This window comes from Saccharopolyspora indica, assembly GCF_027853965.1.
Classification (GTDB): domain Bacteria; phylum Actinomycetota; class Actinomycetes; order Mycobacteriales; family Pseudonocardiaceae; genus Saccharopolyspora; species Saccharopolyspora indica.
Window position 1 is genome coordinate 59,191 of sequence record NZ_JAQGLB010000015.1, and the last position, 19,090, is coordinate 78,280.

General features: G+C 70.2%; 17 protein-coding genes. 3 read left to right on the forward strand and 14 right to left on the reverse strand.

The features are described 5' to 3' along the window. Positions 1-53: 53 nt before the first annotated feature. Both OU416_RS27850 and OU416_RS27855 read right to left on the reverse strand, forming a co-directional pair. Entirely contained in the window at positions 54-1,079 is a 1,026-nt protein-coding gene (locus tag OU416_RS27850) for a DUF4331 family protein (RefSeq protein ID WP_270929995.1), read from the reverse strand. Between the two features lie 263 nt (positions 1,080-1,342). After that, positions 1,343-2,764: an amidase family protein gene (locus tag OU416_RS27855; protein ID WP_270929996.1), complete on the reverse strand. Its 1,422-nt coding sequence runs from the start codon at positions 2,762-2,764 to the stop codon at positions 1,343-1,345. Positions 2,765-2,869: 105 nt separating this feature from the next. On the opposite strand from OU416_RS27855, the gene OU416_RS27860 reads away from it, so the two are divergent. Continuing rightward, complete coding sequence (locus OU416_RS27860) at positions 2,870-3,472, forward strand: TetR/AcrR family transcriptional regulator (RefSeq protein WP_270929997.1); 603 nt, start codon at positions 2,870-2,872, stop codon at positions 3,470-3,472. A 24-nt stretch (positions 3,473-3,496) separates the two neighbouring features. Here OU416_RS27860 and OU416_RS27865 read toward each other — a convergent pair whose 3' ends face one another. Then, the gene (locus OU416_RS27865; protein WP_270929998.1) at positions 3,497-4,054 is read right to left on the reverse strand and encodes a hypothetical protein; all 558 of its coding nucleotides are present in this window, start codon (positions 4,052-4,054) and stop codon (positions 3,497-3,499) included. Between the two features lie 945 nt (positions 4,055-4,999). On the opposite strand from OU416_RS27865, the gene OU416_RS27870 reads away from it, so the two are divergent. Then, entirely contained in the window at positions 5,000-5,911 is a 912-nt protein-coding gene (locus OU416_RS27870; protein ID WP_270929999.1) for a glycoside hydrolase family protein, read from the forward strand. Between the two features lie 36 nt (positions 5,912-5,947). Here OU416_RS27870 and OU416_RS27875 read toward each other — a convergent pair whose 3' ends face one another. Genes OU416_RS27875 through OU416_RS27885 form a run of 3 tightly spaced genes read right to left on the reverse strand, consistent with a single transcriptional unit; the run spans position 5,948 to position 10,437 of the window. Then, positions 5,948-6,790, reverse strand: a complete 843-nt coding sequence (locus tag OU416_RS27875) for a metallophosphoesterase family protein (RefSeq protein WP_270930000.1) — start codon at positions 6,788-6,790, stop codon at positions 5,948-5,950. Then, the gene (locus OU416_RS27880; protein WP_270930001.1) at positions 6,780-7,553 is read right to left on the reverse strand and encodes a thioesterase II family protein; all 774 of its coding nucleotides are present in this window, start codon (positions 7,551-7,553) and stop codon (positions 6,780-6,782) included. The genes OU416_RS27875 and OU416_RS27880 overlap by 11 nt, the downstream gene beginning before the upstream one ends. A 34-nt stretch (positions 7,554-7,587) precedes the next feature. Next, on the reverse strand, positions 7,588-10,437 hold the full coding sequence (locus OU416_RS27885) for a helix-turn-helix transcriptional regulator (RefSeq protein WP_270930002.1): 2,850 nt from the start codon (positions 10,435-10,437) through the stop codon (positions 7,588-7,590). Positions 10,438-10,959: 522 nt separating this feature from the next. Here OU416_RS27885 and OU416_RS27890 point away from each other — a divergent pair. Further along, complete coding sequence (locus OU416_RS27890; protein WP_270930003.1) at positions 10,960-11,574, forward strand: O-methyltransferase; 615 nt, start codon at positions 10,960-10,962, stop codon at positions 11,572-11,574. A 17-nt stretch (positions 11,575-11,591) separates the two neighbouring features. Here the strand turns inward: OU416_RS27890 and OU416_RS27895 are convergent, their stop codons facing one another. The 8 genes from OU416_RS27895 to dpgA all read right to left on the reverse strand — a co-directional run bounded on the left by OU416_RS27895 (position 11,592) and on the right by dpgA (position 18,905). After that, the gene (locus OU416_RS27895) at positions 11,592-12,677 is read right to left on the reverse strand and encodes an HAD-IIIC family phosphatase (RefSeq protein WP_270930004.1); all 1,086 of its coding nucleotides are present in this window, start codon (positions 12,675-12,677) and stop codon (positions 11,592-11,594) included. Positions 12,678-12,691: 14 nt separating this feature from the next. Next, on the reverse strand, positions 12,692-13,801 hold the full coding sequence (locus OU416_RS27900; RefSeq protein WP_270930005.1) for an acyl-CoA dehydrogenase family protein: 1,110 nt from the start codon (positions 13,799-13,801) through the stop codon (positions 12,692-12,694). Further along, a complete protein-coding gene (locus OU416_RS27905; protein ID WP_270930006.1) occupies positions 13,794-14,045 on the reverse strand; it encodes an acyl carrier protein in 252 nt (83 codons plus the stop codon). Before OU416_RS27905 ends, OU416_RS27900 begins: the two co-directional genes overlap by 8 nt. After that, positions 14,042-14,908 (reverse strand): 3-hydroxyacyl-CoA dehydrogenase family protein, encoded by an 867-nt coding sequence (locus OU416_RS27910; RefSeq protein ID WP_270930007.1) that lies wholly within the window; start codon positions 14,906-14,908, stop codon positions 14,042-14,044. Before OU416_RS27910 ends, OU416_RS27905 begins: the two co-directional genes overlap by 4 nt. Positions 14,909-14,986: 78 nt before the next feature. Further along, a complete protein-coding gene (gene dpgD, locus OU416_RS27915) occupies positions 14,987-15,781 on the reverse strand; it encodes an enoyl-CoA-hydratase DpgD (protein ID WP_270930008.1) in 795 nt (264 codons plus the stop codon). A 28-nt stretch (positions 15,782-15,809) separates the two neighbouring features. Further along, positions 15,810-17,084, reverse strand: a complete 1,275-nt coding sequence (dpgC, locus tag OU416_RS27920; protein WP_270930009.1) for a (3,5-dihydroxyphenyl)acetyl-CoA 1,2-dioxygenase DpgC — start codon at positions 17,082-17,084, stop codon at positions 15,810-15,812. Continuing rightward, complete coding sequence (gene dpgB / locus OU416_RS27925; RefSeq protein ID WP_270930010.1) at positions 17,071-17,784, reverse strand: enoyl-CoA-hydratase DpgB; 714 nt, start codon at positions 17,782-17,784, stop codon at positions 17,071-17,073. The genes dpgC and dpgB overlap by 14 nt, the downstream gene beginning before the upstream one ends. Beyond that, positions 17,775-18,905: a 3,5-dihydroxyphenylacetyl-CoA synthase DpgA gene (gene dpgA / locus OU416_RS27930; RefSeq protein ID WP_270930011.1), complete on the reverse strand. Its 1,131-nt coding sequence runs from the start codon at positions 18,903-18,905 to the stop codon at positions 17,775-17,777. Before dpgA ends, dpgB begins: the two co-directional genes overlap by 10 nt. Between the last annotated feature and the right edge of the window lie 185 nt (positions 18,906-19,090).

The following is a 19,090-nucleotide window of genomic DNA, read 5'->3' on the forward strand; positions in this document are numbered from 1 at the left end:
TGTTCCGGCGAGTGGGAAGAACTCTCGGAAACCGTTGCGCCACTTCTCTCAGATCAGGCCGGCTCCGTCGCCTGGACGGGAAGGGAGAGGTACGGGAACTCATCGCGCAGCCGGCCCGATGCCGCCCGGCTGTCCAAGCCCAGCGGCACCGCCTTGTTCAGCACGACACCGAACATGACCTCAGGACCGCACTCGGTCAGGCCGCGTCCGTTGCGCTTGGCGAAGCCGAAGTTCGCCGGCGTGCCGATCTCGTAGCGCAGCAGGTCCGGGAAGATGGTCTCGCTGACCTGCCGGGCGTAGTCGGCCGGGTCGGCCGCGGTGCGCAGCTCGGCGACGACCCGGGCGACGAGCTCCCGGACGGCCGGACCGTAGATCTCCTGGTCCTGGCTGGGCTGGGTGGTGTTGTACTGGCTGGCCCGGTCCGAGTCGTCCGGGTGGAAGATCGTGTTGATCAGCGGCTGCGCGCAGCGGTTGATCTGGCGCCATCCGCCGGCATCGGTCGGCAGCACCGTGACTCCCCAGAACCCGATGGTGTCCGCACCGAACGCGTCGTTCGGGACCTCGAGCACGATCGCGCTGACGTTGGTCCCGGCGAAGAGGTTCGCGGCCTCGCTGCTGTCCCAGTCGCCGAGGTCGATGGTCCCGCCTCCGGCGACCGCGTTCTTGACCGCGGTGATCACGGTGGGCTCGATGTAGAACGGATCCGCCGCCGGGCCCGCCCAGATGCGGGTGCCGCCCGTTCCGGAGATCTCCGCACCGGTCGTCCCGCTGAGGACGAGCACTCCGGCGGCGTCGCGATCGCGAGCATCCGCCCCGTCGAGCCGACGCAGTTCCAAGGGCTGCCTGCCGTCGGCGTCCTGCTCGCCGAAGGTCACCCGGAACGTGATGTCCTCGATCGCGTCGTCGTCGGTGTCCACTTTGAATTCGTAGACGCCCTCGGGGTGGAATGCGCCCGCACCCGACAGCGGATTCACGTTGATGACGAACGCGGTCCCGCCGGTTCCTCGAAACAGGTACACATCGCTGATGTCCAGGCGCGGATCCTGCCGGGCCAGCGGGGAATCAAGGTGGTGCGACATTGACGCTCCGTCGAGTAGCCGAATGATCAACCCGAAGATATGAAGCGGCGTCAACAACGTCCAGGTTCTGTTTGCACAGTCGCCGCGCGACTCGGTACCGGTTTGCTGCGTCAACCCGCCGAGCGCCGCGGTGCCCGTGCGGGAAGGCGGAGGTCAGGCCTCGCCGACGTGCGTCGAGCGAGTGCCGGTCGGGCGTGCTTTCGCGACGCACCAGTTGTTCCGCCCGTTTTCAGGAGTTCATCCCGGATCGGTCGCGAATGCTGTCACGGGTTGGCTCCTCGGGGCTCGACGGGGGTCAGCGTGCCGAGCGCGTGCTCGACGGCCTGCGCCGCGTCGAGCACGGCGTCCTCCCGGAACATCGGCCCGATCAGCTGCACTCCGACCGGGTGGCCGTCGACGAGGCCGGTGGGAACGGCGACCGCGGGTGCGCCGACCGCGGTCGACCACACCGAGAGCGCCATCGAACGTCCGTACCGCCGTTTCTCCTCCGCGGACGAGGATTCCTGCCCTGGTGCGAACCGGGCGCGCGTGCTGACGGGACCGAGCAGGAGCGGAGTCACCGCTGCCCGCTGCGCCCATGCCCGGCGCACGGTCAGGAGCCGGGCGGCACGGTCGAGGTACTGCTCGAGGTCCAGCGGCGGGTGCTCGTCGAGGTCGAAGTCGATGTAGCGGGACGCTTCGGGGCCGACGAGCGCGCTGATCGCCGGCCAGTTCCCGGCGAACTCGGTGAGAACCATGCCCGTGTACACCGCCAGGGCGTCGTCGAGCGCGGGGACGTCGGCCTCGGCGACCGCGTAGCCGGCGTCGGCGAGCGCGTCGGCCGCGGCCTCCACGGCAGCCATCACGGCGGGGTCCACCCCGTGACCGCCGGGATCGCGGACGACGCCGACGGCGCGCGCAAGCCGCGGGCCGCACGTGGGCACCGGAACGGCGCGGGGGTCCCGGGGATCGGTGACCGCGAGCACCTCGAACGCGGTGCGCAGATCGGACACGCTCCGCGCGAGCGGTCCGTCGACGGGGAACAGCGCGGAGGCCGGTGCCGGGTCGGCCGGGCCGATCCGGTGGTCGGCGGGAAAGCGTCCTGGCGTGGGCTTCAAACCGGCGATTCCGCACATCTGCGCGGGCAGTCGCGTGGAACCCCCGGAATCGTTGCCCAGGCCGATCGCCGCCATCCCGGTGGCCACCGCGACGGCGTCCCCGCCGCTGCTCCCGCCGGGCGTGGCATCCGGGTCCCAGGGGCTGACCGTGTCACCGAAGAGCTCGCTGCGCGGATGCATTCCGGTCAGCGTCAAGGTCGGCATGTTGGTGTGGCCGACGATGACGGCACCGGTGCGGCGCATCGCTTCGACGGGCGGGGCGTCGGTGCCGGCGACGCGGTCGGCGAAGGCCCGCAGCCCGTGCGTCGTCGCGAGCCCGCGCACGTCGGTGGTCTCCTTCACGGTGATCGGCACCCCCGCCAGCGGTCCGACCTCCTCGCCGCGCGCGACGGCTTCGTCGATGGCCGCCGCGTCCCTCCGCGCGTCGTCGTCTCGCCGCGAGGTGACCGCCGTGAGGTGCGGGTTGTACCGGTCGATGCGGTCCAGGTGCGCGTCCAGGACCTCGACCGCGCGCGTCCGGCCCGAGGAGACCTCCGCCGCGATGCGGGTCGCTGACCAGCTCGTGACCTCGTGCGCGCTCGTACCCATGCCACTAAGATACACACCTGTATCTGGATGCATAATCGGATGTGAACAGCGGTCACGTGCGCCGTCCGGGCAGCAGGACCGGTGGCGAACTCGTAAGGAGCGGTGATGTCCCGTCAACGGCTCTCACGCAGCGAGTCGCAGGCGCTGACCCGCATGCGACTGCTCGACGCGGCCGCCGAGGTGTTCGCCGAGCACGGTGTCGCCGGAGCCTCGGTCGAGCGGATCGCCGACCGCGCCGGGTACACCCGAGGGGCGTTCTACGGGCACTTCGCCGACAAGGACGCCGTCGTCGCGGCACTGCTGGAAGAACGCACCCGACGCGAACGGGAGGAAGTGGCGCAGCTCGCTGCGAGCGAGGGCGACACCTGGGAAGCTCTGCGCTCCTGGCACCGCGAGCGATCCGCTCACCTGGAGGACTGGCTGGCGTTGCGCCTGGAACTCGTGCGCCACGCGCTGCGGCGCCCACCCGGTGAACGGTCGGTCCTCGCCCAGCGAGAGGCCTATGCCCGTGAGGCGCTCACCGGTGCTGTGGCGCGCGAGCTCGGAACCGGTACCGCGGAAGCGGCGTTCACCGCCCTCATCGTGCACGCGCTCGAAGACGGCTTGGCCATCCAGCGCGCCATCGACCCCGGCTCGGTGCCTGCTGATGCCGTCGTCACCGCCACCGAGATCGTCCTCCGCGGCGCGCGGACGGCCGATGAACCGTGATCGCCACCAGCGCCGGACCGTCGCCTAGGGGAGCAGGTCCGGCCTGACCCTGGCTATCGCCTCGGTCAACTGCTTGACCGTGGCGCTGTTCGGCAGTCTCAGCTCCACTTCCGGATTGGGAGTGAGCGGGCCTGGCAGCAGCGCCCGGTGGTGGGTGATGAAGCGGCGGTCCACGGGGGTGAACACCAGGGCCGGCCGCAGCAGCTTCGAGTTCGGGTCGTCCTTGACCGGCGGACGCAGTTCCTGGCCGCGCACGGCGCGCAGCTCCTCCCACGCGATCAGGTCCGATTTGCGGCCGGCCCGCCACCACAGGCCGCGTTCGTCGACGGCGAAGCGGTGCGTGCGCGGGATGGTGCCGACCATCAGCAGCAGGCCGCCCAGCGAGAACGCGGCCATCATGAACACCCCGAAGCCCGGGGCGTAGTCGAATCGCGGAGTGCGCGATGGGGTCCCGATGTCCGGGAAGAGGGCGGCGAACCCGAAGAAGACGAACATGGCCAGCCCGCCGATGAACAACGTCCGACCGGACCGGTACTCGACCACAGGCGTCCCCGGACCGGGCGACCACGTCTGTTCCGTCACGGCAGGCAGCGTAGCCGACGACGCCCCCAGCGGCGCGCACCTTCTGCGCCCGCGCCCGCCCCGGTACCGGCCGGCACGGAGATCGGGCAATGCGCGCAGCCGGGCAGCGTCGTACTCGGAGGTGGCAACGAGTAGCGCGACGCGCCGCCCGGCACGGCCCTGCTCATTCATCGCCTGGCTCGGCTCCCGGGTGCTCGGGTATCGCAGTGACATCACGCGGTAACCGATCGAGCACTGGCCGCGGACGGGGTTCCCGGATCACCGTGACCTCGAGCCCGGCAGCAAAGAGCGCAGCAGGCCGCGCCCAGGGCCATCGAGGAGTGCGTTCGTCCATGCGGATACCGGATGCGACAGGTGGTCAGTCACCTCCGCCACCCCCGTCTCCGCCTCCACCGCCCCAGTCACCGCCACCGGCGTCCCAGCCGGAGCCAGGGTCCCCGCCACCGCCGGCGGAACTCGTTGAACCGCTCCGAGAACGGCCCCGGGAGACGCGCTTTCCGAATGCCCGCCGGAGGGACCACGTGCGCCAGAGCCAGACGGCAACGAGCGCGGCAGCGGGCAGCAGCAGCGAGCCCGACACGACCAGCAGCAAGCCCGTCACACCGTCCACCGCGCCCAACCCTTCCGCAGTCGATGCCGCCGGCCGTAGTCGATACGCGCGAGCCGGGCACGAGGTTGCCGGGTCGAACGCGGAAGATACGCGCCGGACCCGCACCGCAGCCGTGCGCGCACTGCGTTCAGCGATACCGGAGCCCGGCGCGCCGTTCAGCGGATGAAGGAGTCGCGGTCGACTGCCGGGGATGCGAAACACCCGATTCGCGGATATCGGGAGAACCGGGCGGCCGGTATACCGAGGTGACGCGTCGCTTCGAGCGAGTTGGAAGCGGCCGGGATGGGCGGGGGTCGACGATGATCGGTGCGTCCGGTAAAGGATTGTTGCGCTCGGTGGTCGCTCTGCTCGTCGTGACCCACGTGGTCGCGGTCGGCACCGCGTCCGCTTCGGTGGCCGATTCGGTGTCGGCAGGCGAGTTCGTCCACGTCTACGACCCGTCGGTCGGCGAGACCGAGCAGTGGTACTACAACGATCACACGATGATCCGGGACGCGGCCACCGGTGTGTGGCACGTGTACGCCATCACCCACGCCGAACCGGCCGATCCGCTGGACGAGAAGCAGTTCGGGCACGCCACGGCACCCTCACCGCGAGGCCCCTGGACGAAACAGCCGTTCGCGCTGACCGCGGATCCGGGATCGGGCGAGAGCCACATCTGGGCGCCGCACGTGGTCTTCGCCAACGGCGTCTACCACATGTTCTACGCGGCGGGCACTCCCGACCACACGGCCTACCGGATGCACCTCGCGACCTCCACCGACCTGCGGACCTGGACCCGCAGCGCGGCCAACCCGCTGTTCACCGACGGATTCGACGCCAGAGACCCCATGGTCACCAGGATCGGCGTCCAGTGGGTCATGTACTACACCGCGACCAGCGCCCCCGCCGGGGGAAACCACCAGGTGGCCTACCGGACCAGCCTGGACCTGGTGCACTGGAGCGAAAAGCGGGTCGCCTTCGAGCATCCCGCCTCGGGCACCTTCGGAGGTCCCACCGAATCCCCGTTCGTCGTGCGGCGCCCGGACGGCTGGTACCTGTTCGTGTGCTGCGATCCCGGCTACAAGGACACCCGGGTGTACTCCAGTGCGAACCCGTTCCGCTTCACAGTGGACAGTCCGGCCGGTCACATCGACGCCCACGCCGCCGAGATCATCACCGAGCCCGGCGGACGCACCTCGATCACCAGCGCCGGCTGGGGAGAAGGCGGGCTGCACCTCGCGCCGGTGCGGTGGTCGAACCCCTGACCCGGCCGCACCCGGACCCCACCTCGGCCGGCTCGATCACCCGGCGGTCAGGACCTGGCGCAGCACGCCGTGCGGGTGGCCGTGCCGGCGCCACTCCCTGGGGTAGCCGATGGAGACCTCGTGGAAGGGAACTCCGTCGTGGTGCGTGATCCGGGGGATGTGCAGGTGCCCGTACACCACGCAGCGGGCGCGGAACCGCCGGTGCCAGTCGGCGGTGCGCTCGGTGCCGCACCACTGGGCGAACTCCGGGTGGTGGAGCACGTCCGTCGGCGCGCGGACCAGCGGGTAGTGGTTGACCAGCACGGTCGGCAGTTCGTCGTCGAGCGCGGTGAGCCGGGCCTCGGTCTCGGTGATGCGGGCGTGGCACCAGGCCTCCCGGCTCGGGTGCGGGTCGGGGTGCAGCAGGAACTCGTCGCTGCACACCACGCCTTCGCGGTACGCCCGGCGCAGCGCCTCGTCCTTGGTGCGGGTGCCGGGCGGCCGGAAGCTGTAGTCGTACAGCAGGAACAGCGGCACGATCCGGACCGGGCCGCCGACGCCGCGCCAGACCGGGTACGGGTCCTCCGGGGTCAGCACGCCGAGCGTCCGGCAGATCTCCACCAGGAGGTGGTAGCGCTGCTCGCCGCGGGCCTGGACCGGGTCGTGCTCGGGCGTCCACAGCTCGTGGTTGCCGGGAACCCAGACGACCTGCGCGAACCGGCGGCTGAGCAGCCCGAGGGTGTTCTCGACGGCCTCGACCTGCTCGGCCACGTCGCCCGCCACGATCAGCCAGTCGGCCTCGGCCGCGGGCCGGATCCGGTCCACGATGGACTTGTTGTCGGCGTAGCCGACGTGCAGGTCGCTGACCGCGAGCAGTCGGCCGGTGCGCTCATCCGGCATTCGCGTTCTCCCCGACGACGTCGCGGTGGGAGCGCAGGACGTTCAGCGATTCCAGCGCGTCGACGACGGAGCGGCAGAACTCCGGCTTCTGCACCGCCATGTGCCCGCCGGACACCGTCCTGGAGGCGGTTCGCGCGGTGGTCGCGGCCGACCACTCGGCCAAGCCCGGCGCATCGGTCATCGGGTCGTCCTCGGCTCCGATGACCGCGATGGGGCACTCCACCCGGACGCCGGGGCGCGGCTGGTAGGTCTCGGCGATCCGCAGGTCGGTGCGCAGCGCGGGCAGGAACAGCTCCAGCAGATCGCGGTTGTGCTCCACCACCGGCGGAATGCCGTCCAGCTCGCGAAGCGCGACCACGAGGTCGTCGTCCGGCAGGCCGGCCATGTGGGCCGTGCCGTGCGGGGTGCGCGGCGCCCGGTGCGGGACGCTCGGGGCGTTGCGGCCGGAGACCACGAGCGCCGCCGGCCTGGGCTCGGGTCGGAGCCGCAGCGCGGTCTCGAAGGCCAGGAGCGAACCCAGGCTGTGCCCGAACAGCGCGTAGCGCGACACGTTGTGGTCGGCGATCTGGACCAGCATCTCGCGGACCAGGTGCGAGACCAGGTCGCCGATGTTCTCCAGCAGGGGCTGCGACATCAGCGCGCCGTGACCGGGCAGCTCCAACGGGCGCAGCTCGACCCGGTCGTCGAACAGCGCGCGCCAGGGGCGGTAAGCGGTCGCGCTGCCTCCTGCGTGCGGGAAGCAGAACAGCGTGAGCGGTTGCACGACGATCACCTCGGTTCGATGAGTGGGGGAGAGCTCAGGCAAGCGATCGCAACGTCTCGCCGGCCCGGCCGCGGTCCTGGGTCACCAGCTCCGCCTCGATGTCGGTGAGCTCGCCGACCATGGTCAGCCGCATCGGCAGTTCGGCGCGCCCGTTGATGGCGAGCTTGCGGTACACCCGTGTCAGGTGCTGTTCCACCGTGCTCACGGTCACGTTGAGCTTGTGGCCGATGTCGCGGTTCGTGTGCCCCAAGGACGCGAGCGCGGCCACTCGCCACTCCGCCCGGCTCAGCGCCGCCACCCCGGTCGGCTCGCTGGCCACCGGGACTTCGTCGGCGTCGAGGGCCAGCGCGGCCCGCCCGGCCAGCAGGTTCTGGTAGAGCGCGACGGCGTGCGTGCCCCGGGCCATGTCGAGCGCGCGCCGGGCCACCCTGCGGGCTTCGTGGTGGTTGCCGCGGACGTGGTGGACGTTGAGCACGTCCACCAGCGCGTTCGCCAATTCGATGCGGTCCCCGCAGGCCGTGAGGTGCTCGACCGCCTCGGAGAGGAGCGCCAACCGCTCTTCGAAGGGACTCGCCGCCGCCAGGATGCGCAGGGAGATGCCGCGAGTTCGCGAGCCGATCCCGGGCAGCTCCAGCTGGGTGGCGGCGAGCTTCCTGGCCTGCTCCCGCTTGCCCAGCTGCAGGTGCACCTGCGCGGAATCGGTGCGCCAGGGCGCGACCGTGGCGTTGTCGATGCCCCACTTGGTCATCAGCGCTCCGCAGTGCTGGAAGTCGCTGAGCGCCGCGTACGGGCGGTCGGTGGCGAGGAAGAAGTGCCCGCGCGCGTGCAGGTACTGCGGACCGAACCAGGTCTGGAACATGCCGTCGGGCATGGTCCGCCGGACCAGCTTCGCCGCCTCGTCGAAATCGCCCATGATGGTGGCGCTGCGCAACTGGACCGCCAGCAGGCCGCCGATGCCGACACCCCACCCCTGGAACGAGATCTTGTCCAGGGCCAGCCGGCAGTGCTCGGCAGCGGTGAGCGGATCTCCTTGCCGCAGCGCGATGTCGGCGCGCACGTTGTTCAGCAGCGCTTCCCAGGCATCGGCCTGGCGCGATCTGGCTTCCGCTATCAGGGCGTTGCAGTGGTCCAGCGCGTCGTTGGTCTTGTCCGCGTAGATGAGCGTGAGCAGCGCGGTGAGCAGTGCGTCGATGGTCTCGTCGGACAGCAGGGTGCGCTGCAGGAGGTGCACGGCCGCCTGGACGCCGGCTTCGAGGCGGTCGTCGCCGTTGCCCGGGGACATCACCAGCGCGAGCGCCACGGCCGCCTGGCCCCAGGGCTTGCTCGTGCTGGCGACCAGTTCCGCGAGCTGCTCCGTGGTGGAATCGAGCTGATCCACCGGGAAGAACGGGGGGTGCGAGATGGACAGCAGCCGGTAGGTCAGCTGCAGCTCGGCGCGGAACGACGGATCTGCGGATTCCATCAGCGTCCGCAGCGTCTCGGCGGCCTGCGCGGGCATTCCCTGCCACAGCAGGTACTTGACCAGCTCCAGGGTGCGCTCCTCGGACAGGTGCCCCTTGTGCAGGGAGTCCAGCAGTCCCGCTACCCGCGGATTGGCGCGACCGGGCCGGGTGCGCCATTCGATCTGGGTCAGCGAAGCGGTGATCGTCGCGCGTTCGCGCTCGTCGTCGGTGCCGTCGCGCGCGACCTCCAGACAAGCCATCGCCAGCTGCGGGTCGTCCTCCATCAGCGCTTGTTCCGCGGTCTCCCGCAGCAGGTCCACCGCCCACCGGCCGTCCACCCGGCCGGCGGCGATCAGGTGTTCGCTGATGGCCGCCGGTGCGGCTCCCTCGTGGAAGAGGAGTTCGCCGGTTCGCGCGTGCAGCGAGATCCGTTCTTGCGGCGTGATGTCCTGCAGCACCGCTGAATGCGCCGCCGGGTGCCGGAAGGTGCAGTCGGCGATCAGCCCGGAGGCCTCGAGCTCGCCGAGCGCCCGCTCGACCTCCGCCAGCTGGATCTCGGTCAGCCGGGCGATCAGGGCGGGCCTGCTGAACTCGCCCAGCACCGAGATCGCGCGGCCGACTTGGAGCAGCGGTGCCTCGCAGCGGTGCAGGCACATGAGGACGGTCCGGGCGAAGGCGGCGCCGACCACGGGTTCGGTGCCGCCGAGGCCCGAGGTGGTGACGTGGTCTTCCAGAAGCGCTTGCAGCAGAAGCGGATTGCCGCCGCTGAGCTGGTGGTAGGTCGTGGACAACCGGTCCGCGGTGGTGGCGTCCAGCTGCTGCGAGAGGGCTTCGACCACGTCGACCCGGGACAGCGGAGCCAGTGGCACGTGGCTGAAGAAGGGTAATCGCGCGAACTCGGTCTGCAGCGGCATCTCGGCCAGCCGGGGACGGGTGGAACTCGTCATCAGCACCATGATTCGCGCGGAGCGGAGGCGGCGGAAGAGGTGCCGCATGATCTGCAGCGACGCGTGATCGATGAACTGCAGGTCGTCGATGCAGATCAGCACGGGCCGGTGGTGGGCCAGGTCGAGGAGCGCGGTGGACAACCGGTGGGTGAACCACACGTCGATGTCCCGGGAGGTGCGCTCGTCGGTCGACGCCTGCGCGAGGGCGTGCTCGTTGAGCAGCTCGGCCAGTTTGTCCTCGACCGGCGGGAGCGTCACGCCGTGCAGGAGCTGGCCGACGACGCCGAGTTGGAGCTCTTGTTCGTCCCTGGAGCCGATGGCGGTGAGCAGCAGTGCGTTGGTGTCCGTGGCCTGGTCGGCGAAGGTGTTGAGCAAGTGCGTCTTTCCGCTCGCGACGCCACCGGTGATCAGGGCGATCTGGCCGCGGCTCTGCTGGCAGTGCGCGAAGAGCCTGGTGAGGAGGTCCAATTCCCTGCGTCGCTCTGCCAACTCCATATGTCGCCCTCCGGTTGTGCACGCAACTAACGCATTGGATCGGCAGAACGGCAGCTCAAGATGCGGTACCCCAGATGCCCAGATGCCTTCTCGCCGCACGGGTCACTCTAGTTCCTCTTTTCCGAGATGTGAAGAACCGCGGAGCTCCCGGAGGGATTTGCATTGTACGCGATTGGGTGGTGTGGTAATGGGGTGCGACTTCGACGTATTGGTCGTCTCGCATCGAGAAGGTTGCACAAACGTTCTTCCCGGTATTGCCACATTGCGACGTTCGCCGCAGTAAATTCGCGGCGAACGGGCCACTGCGCGCTGGCGAACAGCGAATGTTTCCGTGCCCAATCGGTCCAATAGGGTTAGTGGCGATGATTGAAGCTGTGACTTGCTCTTGGTCGGGGCTCGCCTTCTCCGCGGCTCCAGGGGGACCCCTAACTTTTCGATATACGTTGGATTTCAGGTCTACGATCGGTGGTCATGGCGAATCAGATAGCGGCAACTCCCGAGCTGCTCGAGTACGTTCGGAACGTGTCATTGCGCGATGACGAGATTCTTCGCGAGCTCCGGTCCGAAACCGCGCAACTGCCCGCCGGTGAAGCCATGCAGGTGATGGCGGAAGAGGCGCAACTCCTCGGATTTCTGGTAGGCCTGACAGGTGCGCGCGCTGTGCTGGAGATCGGTACGTTCACCGGTTACAGCACGCTTTGCATGGCGCGTGCGCTGCCCGCCGATGGCCGGGTGCTCACCTGCGACATCACCGACCGGTGGCCGCGGATCGCCGCGGAGTACTGGAAGCGGGCGGGCGTGGCCGACCGAATCGAGGTGCGAGTGGGCGATGCGCACGACACGCTGGCGGAATTGCTCGACACCGGTGCGGCCGGATCGTTCGACCTCGCTTTCATCGACGCGGACAAGAAGGGCTACCGGGCCTACTACGAGGCGGCGCTCTCCCTGGTTCGGCCCGGTGGGCTGATCGTCGTCGACAACACGCTGTTCTTCGGCAGGGTCGTGGACGCGAACGCCGACGACGCGGACACCGTCGCGATCCGCGAGTTGAACTCCGCGCTCCGCGACGACGACCGCGTCGAGCTGTGCATGCTGCCGATGGCCGACGGGATCTCCTTGCTGAGGCGGAAGATCTGATCGGCCGGCGGCGTCGGCTACACCACCGCGCCCGCACTGCTCAGTTCGGGCGCGGTCAGCCGCATGGTGGTCGGTGCCGGGCGGCGAGCCGGAACCAGGTGCAGGCGCTGCACGTCCGGCTCGGCCGCGTCGAGCACCGCGCGGCAGTCGCACGCCTCGTCGGTGTAGCCCGCGAAGCGGTAGGCGACGTCCATCATGCGATTGCGCTCGGTGCGGCGGAAGTCGGCCAGCAGGTGGACTCCGCTCCGGGCCGCCTGGTCGGCGAGCCAGTTGAGGATCGCCGCCCCCACCCCGAAGGAAACCACCCGGCACGAGGTCGCGAGCAGCTTCAGGTGCCACGCGCCCGGGTGGAACTCCAGCAGCAGCACGCCGATCGCGCCGTGCGGGCCGAAGCGGTCGGTGAGGCCGGCGACCAGCACCGCGTGCTTGGGATCGGTTCGCAGTGAGCGCAACGCCGCATCGGAGTAGTGCACGCCGGTCGCGTTCATCTGACTCGTGCGCAGGGTCAGCTCCTCGACCCTGGACAGCTCCTCCTCGCCGGCCCGGCCGATCTGCAGCCGCAGGTCCAGCGAGCGCAGGAAGTCCTCGTCCGGCCCGGCGAACTCGGCCTGCGCGGCCTCGCGGCGGAACCCGGCCTGGTACATCTCGCGGCGCCGTCGCGAGTCCGCGGTGACCGTGCGCGGGCTGAACTCGGGCAGGTCCGGTAGCCGCAACGCGTCCTCGGCCGGGTAGCAGCGGACCTGCGGCAGGTGGAAGGACACCTCGGCGCGCTCGGCGGGCTGGTCGTCGATGAAGGCGATGGTGTCCAAGGAGAACTTCAGCTCGTCGGCGATCCGGCGCACCGATTCGGACTTGGGACCCCAGCCGATGCGGGGCAGCACGAAGTACTCCGCGATCCCGAGCTCCTCCAGCCGGGACCACGCCGGATCGTGGTCGTTCTTGCTGGCGATGGACTGCAGGACGCCCCGCTCGTCGAGCGCGCGCACCACGTCGACCACCGGTGCCGGGAGCTCGACCTGCCCGTCCTCCACGAGCGTGCCCCGCCACAGCGTGTTGTCGAGGTCCCAGACCAGACACTTCGCGATCTTCGCCGGCTCGGTCACCGCATCCTCCGGGTTCAGCACGCCGTCGCGACGGCGTGGTCGGCCAGGATCATCTGGCAGATCTCGTTGCTGCCCTCGATGATCTCCATCAACTTCGAATCGCGGTACGCCCGGGCGACCAGCTGCTGGTCGGTCGCCCCGGCGGAGGCCAGGACCTGCACCGCGGCTGCCGCGCCCCGCGCGGCGTGCGCGGCGGCGACGTACTTCGCCAGCACCGCGGCGGTCACCGCCTCCGGCGAACCCGCGTCCCAGCAGCGGCTGGCGTGTTCGCAGGCCCGTCTGCTGATCTGCTCGGCGGCCAGCAGGTCGGCGAGATGCCGCTGGACGAGCTGGTGGTCGGCCAGCGGTTTGCCGAACTGCTCGCGCGACCTCGCGTGGTGCGCCGCCGCGGACAGGCAGCCCCGCAGGATTCCCGCGCAACCCCAGGCCACCGACATCCGGCCGTAGGCCAGCGCCGCCGTGACCAGCAGCGGCAACGAGAATCCCGTGCCGCCCAGCACGTTCTCCGCGGGGACGCGCACCGCGTCGAAGGTCAGGTTCGCGTGCCCCGCCGCCCGGCAACCGAGCGGGTTCTCCACCGGAGCCACGTGCACGCCGGGTGCCGAGGCCGGTACGACGACGGCACCGGCGCCGTCGCCGTACCTGCCGAACACGACGATCACATCGGCGTAGACCGCGGCGGTGGTCCACTTCTTCCGGCCGGTCACCACGGCCGTGCGCCCGCTGGAGGTGATCTCGGTCGAGACCGCCGAGAGGTCGCTGCCCGCCTCCGGCTCGCTGAAGGCGACGGCCGCCAGCCCGCCGCTGGTCAGCTGCGGCAGGAACGCTCGGCGCTGCTGCGCGTCCGCCAGGCGCTGGATGCTCCACGCCGCCATGCCCTGCGAGGTCATGACGCTGCGCACCGAGCTGCAGATGCTTCCCACGTGAGCGGTGAACTCGCCGTTGTCCAGGCTGCTCGCGCCGAGGCCGCCGAACTCGGCGGGCACCTGCGCGCACAGCAGGCCGCGGGCGCCGAGGTCGCGCAGCAGCTCCGCGGGCAACCGGCCCGCGACGTCCCACGCCCCGGCCTCGTCGCCGATGAGGGAGGCGACCAGTTCGCGCCCATCGGCCAGCGGCTCAGACACCTGTGGTCGTCCGCAGCCGCAGGACCAGGTCGGTCATCGCCCGGACGGACCGGAAGTTGTCCAGCTTCAGGTCGGGGCCCGCGATCGCGACGCCGTAGGCCTGTTCCAGGTGCACCACCAGTTCCATCGCGAACATGGAGTTGACCAGTCCGGAGGCGAAGAGGTCCTGATCGGCGGCCACGGTGGCGCGCGTCCGGCCCTGCACGTGGTCGAGCAGCTCGGTGGTGATGTCCTCTGCAGTCACGACAGCAATGCCCTTTCGTACTCGTAGAATCCGCGGCCGCTCTTGCGGCCGAGGTGGCCGTCTCGGACCTTCGCCCGCAGCGCCGCGCAGGGGCGGCAGTTCTCGTCCCCGGTCCGCTCGTGCAGCACCTCGAGGGAGTCGACGAGGTTGTCGATCCCGATCAGGTCCGCGGTGCGCAGCGGACCGGTGGGGTGCCCGAGGCAGCCCTGCATCAACGCGTCCACGTCCTCGGCCGGAGCGACGCCGTCGCCGACCAGCCGCGCCGCGGCGTTGATCATGGGGTGCAGCAGGCGGCTGGTCACGAACCCGGGCGAATCCCGGACGACGACGCGACGCCTGCCCATCGCGGCGAGCAGCGCGTCGGCCGCGGCCAGCGCGCTGCCGGTGGTGCGGGGTCCGGCGATGACCTCGACCATGTCGATGAGGTAGGTCGGGTTCATGAAGTGGGTGCCGAGCAGGGTGCCGGGATCGCGGACGGAGTCGGCGAGTTCGTCGATCGGAATGCCCGAGGTGTTGGAGATCAGCGGCGTGCCGGGGGCAATCGCGGCGGACACCTCGCCGAGCACCGCGTCCTTGATCTTCGGGGCCTCGGTGACGGCCTCGATGACGGCGGTGCTGCCGGCGGCTTCGGCAATGGTGGTCGTGGTGACCAGTTCGCCTTCGTCGTGCTCGGGGAGCGCGGTCAGCAGCCGGGCGTGGCGCAGCTGGGCCGCGATGCTGCTGCGCGCCCGGTCGAGGGTCGGCCGGTCGACGTCGATCAGCCGCACCGGGACGCCGTGGCCGATGGCCAGGGTCGCGATTCCGGTGCCCATCACACCGGCACCGACCACGGTCAGCCGGTGGGGCGTCGGGTCAGTCGTCATGGAGGTCCTCCGTACCAGAGCCCGCGGTGCGGGCTGCGCAGGTGGGCTGAGCTTCGAAGACGAGCGAGAACGAGCCCCTCAGGTTCCCGTCCACTCGGGCGGGCGCTTCTCCACGAAGGCGCGAGGACCTTCCACGGCGTCGTTGCTGCGCATCCGTTCCTCCTCCCAGCGGTAGCGGGTGGCGAACGCTCGGTCGAGCGGGAGGGTGGCGGAGGTCGTCGCCGCCTCCTTCACCGCGCGCACGGCCAGCGGCGCGCAGCGCAGGACGTCCTGGACCCAGCCGTCGACGCATTCGTCCAGCTCGTCGACCGGCGCGACGTCGTTGGCCAGCCCCAGCTCGAAAGCGCGGGCGGCGCTGAGCCGCCGGCCGGTCATCAGGTGGCCCAGCGCGGTTTTGAACGGGAGCTGCTTGGTGAGCCGGAAGACGCCGCCGGCGCCGGCGACCAGCCCCAGCCTCGCCTCCGGCAGGGCGAAGGTCGCGTGTTCGGCCGCGACGATGATGTCGCAGGCCAGCGCCAGCTCGAAGCCCCCGCCGAGCGCGTAGCCGTTGACCCGCGCGATCACCGGCTTGGACAGCTCGAACCGTTCGGTCAACCGCGGCCACCCGGGCAACCCCCGGCTGCCGAAGGTGGACGGGGCGGAGCCGCCCGCCACCCGCTCCTTCAGGTCCTGCCCGACGGAGAACGCCCGGTTCCCCTCCCCGGTGAGGACGCCGACCCAGATCTCGTCGTCCTGCTCGAAATCGTCCCAGATCTCGGCGAGTTCGGCGTGCATGCGCAGGTCCATCGCGTTGAGCACCTGCGGTCGGTCCAGCGTCACGCGAGCGACGCGACCTCGCTTCTCGTAGCGGACTCTCGGTCGCGCCGATGTCATGGCAGACTCCTCGGACGGTCGCGCAAGCTCATCCGGCCCACTTCCCGCCGACCTTGTCCAGCACGTCCCCGCCGTAGAGCCGCATCGACTGCTCGGCGGCGAATTCCGCCATGTACGACCGGAATTCGGCGAGCGGCTCCTCGGCGAAGTTGAGCATCCGCCGGTTGGCCAGCACCGCGGGATTGCTGAGCATCGCCACGTTCGCCTCCACCGCCGCGTCCAGCTCGCGCGGGTCCACCACCTCGTCGCACAGCAGCCGGGCGTCGGGTTCGGGCGCCCAGATCTTGCGTCCCCGCAGGATGATCTGGCGGGCCAGTCGCGGGCCGGCGATCCGGCTGAGCCGGAGGTTCGCCGCGCCCGGCACGATGCCCTCCTGCGCCGCGGGCAGGCTGAAGTAGGCGTCCGCGCCCGCGATCACCCGGTCGAAGACCAGGAGCAGCTGGGCGCCGCCGCCGATGGCGAAGGTGTCCACGGCCGCGATCCAGGGCTTGGCGGCCGACGACCGCTGCCAGGGCCGGTCGTCGCCCAGGAACAGGCCGTGCGCCAGCTTCGCGATGTAGCCGAGCTCGCGGCGCAGCAGGAAGTCCACGAACGAGATCTGGCCGGCGTGCAGCTTGCTCAGGTTGATGCCGGCGCTGAACACGCGCTTGCCCAGGTAGCGGGGATGGGTCATCGCCGAGCCGCGCAGCACGCCGACCTGGACCTGCTCGTCCAGCAGCGCCAGGTCGACCGCGATCTCCATGTCGTGGATGAGCTCGTTGTCCTCGGCGTTGAGGCAATCCGGGTTGTGCACGGTCAGGTGCGCGGCACCTGCGCGGCGCTCGACGTGCACGGTGTCCAGCCGGACCTCTCCGCTCTCGGCGAAGGCCGGGAGCAGCTGCACGGCCCGTTCGGTCGGTTGCCGCATCGTTTCGAGGAGGTGGTCACCGGTCGCGGCGTTGCCCAGCACCTCGCGGAAGAACAGGCCCTGGTCGATCTCCCGCCCTTCCTTGGCCGCCTGGATGTGCTGGAGCTCTTCGGTGAGCTGCTTCTCGTCGGGCACCAGACCGGGAAAGGCATCGGCCGCCGCCAGGCTCAGCTCGCGCAGCCGCGGCCGCTCGGTCCGCTGCGCGGTCAACCGGTCGTAGATCTCCACCACGTTGGCGCGCAGGAACTTCACCCGCAGCCGACGGTTCCGGTCGTGCACCTGGTCGGCCGCGGCCTGCTGCTCGGGCGTCCGCCCGGAACGCGGCGGCAGCTGCGCCAGCTCGGCTTCGCCGATCGCGACTTCCCTGCTGAACCCGATCGCTTCATCGTCCAACATGGACAGGCCTCTCATCGGCTGCGCGGCGCAGGGTCCGGTCGCTCGCGGCGAGGTGCACGCCCAACGCGTCCTCGAAGGACGTCGTCGTGGCGTCGAGCAGCAGCCGCCGCCGGATGGCGAACTCGGCCGCGTCCACCGAGCCCAGGGCGGCTACCGCGGTGTCCAGCGCCGCAGGCAGGTTCACCGCGGTCTCGTCGACCAAGCCGAACTCGGCGGCCTTGGCCGCGCTGATCACCGGGTCGGAGATGAGCAGTCGCCGGGTGCGCGCGACGCCGATCTGGTTGGCCAGCCGGTACAGCACCATGCCGGGCCAGAACCGGCCCGCCCCGGTCGGCAGCGCCAGCTGCGCGTCGTTGGCCGCGATCCGGTGGTCGGCGACCATCAGCACTTCCACCGCTGGATTGCCGCAGTGACCTTCGGCGACGGCGATGGTGACCGCGCGCAGCCGCTCCATCCGGCGCAGAGCTCGTTCCCAGCGGTTGACGCGGTGGATGTCGATCTCACCCGGCCACTGCTCGCCACCGGGTTCGCCGTTGCCGAGCTGGACGATCGCCAGGACGTCGTCGCTGGCGTCCTCGACCCGGTCGCAGAACTCGTTCACCGCTCGGATCAACTCATCGGAGAGCGTTCCGCCGCCGGTGATCTCCAGGACGGGAAGCCCGCCTGTGGACATGGTGTCGCCCCAATCTGTCAGCGCCATTGGACGAGAGCGGTCTCGATGGTGGAACCCGGTCCCATCGTCATCAGCACCCCGTGGTCACCGGGGCGGACCACCGCCTCTTCCGCGAGCGCGGCGTAGGAGAACAGGAAGGAACCGCTGGAGAGGTTGCCGTAGTCGCGGAGCACACCGGAGGTGTGCCGGACGTCCCAGCGGGTCAGGCCGAGGTTGACCATCACCGAGTCGATCACCTTCTTGCCCCCGGAGTGGATCAACCAGTGCGCTATGTCGCTGCGGCGCAGCGAAGTGCCGGCCAGCAGCCGGTCCACCACCAGCTCGGCGTGCGCGCCGACCACGTACGGCACTTCCCGGTCGAGGAAGAAGCTGAACTTGCCGTGGTCGTCGTCCCAGTCGAAGCGCATCGCGTCGATGGCATCGGGCATGATGCAGCTGGCGAACTTCAGGACGGTCGGACCGCCGCGGGGGCCGGTGTCGTCGGCGAGCACGGCCACCGCCGCCGAGCCGTCCCCGAACAGGCTGTTGACCACCGACGTCCGCATCGTGCCGTCGAAGGCGTACGCCGCCGAGCACGCCTCGATGCACAGCATCACGGCCAGCTTTCCGGGATGGGCCTCGGCCCAGCCCGAGACCGCCGTCAGGCCGTTGAGACCGGCGTTGCACCCCATCCCGACCACGTCCAACCGGCTGGTGTGGACGTCCAGGCCCAGCTCGCGGATCAGCAGCGCGCTCAGGCCGGGGGTGAGGAATCCGGTCGAGGTCACGCAGCACAGGTAGGCGACGTCGTCGAGGTCGGCGTCGGCGTCCTTCAGGCACGCCTGCAGCGCGCGCACGCCCATCTCGATGCCCTGCGTGCGGTGCTTGGCCAGCAGTTCGCCTTGCGTCTCGTCGCGGCGAGTGCCGTCGTCGCGCTCCGGCGGCAGGTTCAGGAACCGCCGGTCGATCGCGCTGTTGAGGAAGACCGACCGGACCCGCTGGTCGGTGATCTGGAAGATGTCGAGCAGTTCCTCCTGGGTGTAGGAGAACGCCGGGACGGCCGTCCCGACCCCGATGATCCTCGGTCGCCCGGCGGTGCGGACCGCGCCGCTGTTCGCGGCCGGATCGGCGGCCGGAACGGTATGGGGTAACTCCGCTAATTGTGTCATCAGGACCCCACAATAATTTCGATCTGACTTTGAAAGTCTGCGCTATGGGAGGCGTTGTCGCCTAAACCCGACTGGATATTAGGTGTCCGCGAGCGTCATTCGCAAGGTTGACGCCGATCGGGTGAGCGGTATTGGTTCCGGCGGTGGTCTGAGTTTGGGTTCGCCGCTGAATGAGGGGGCTATAA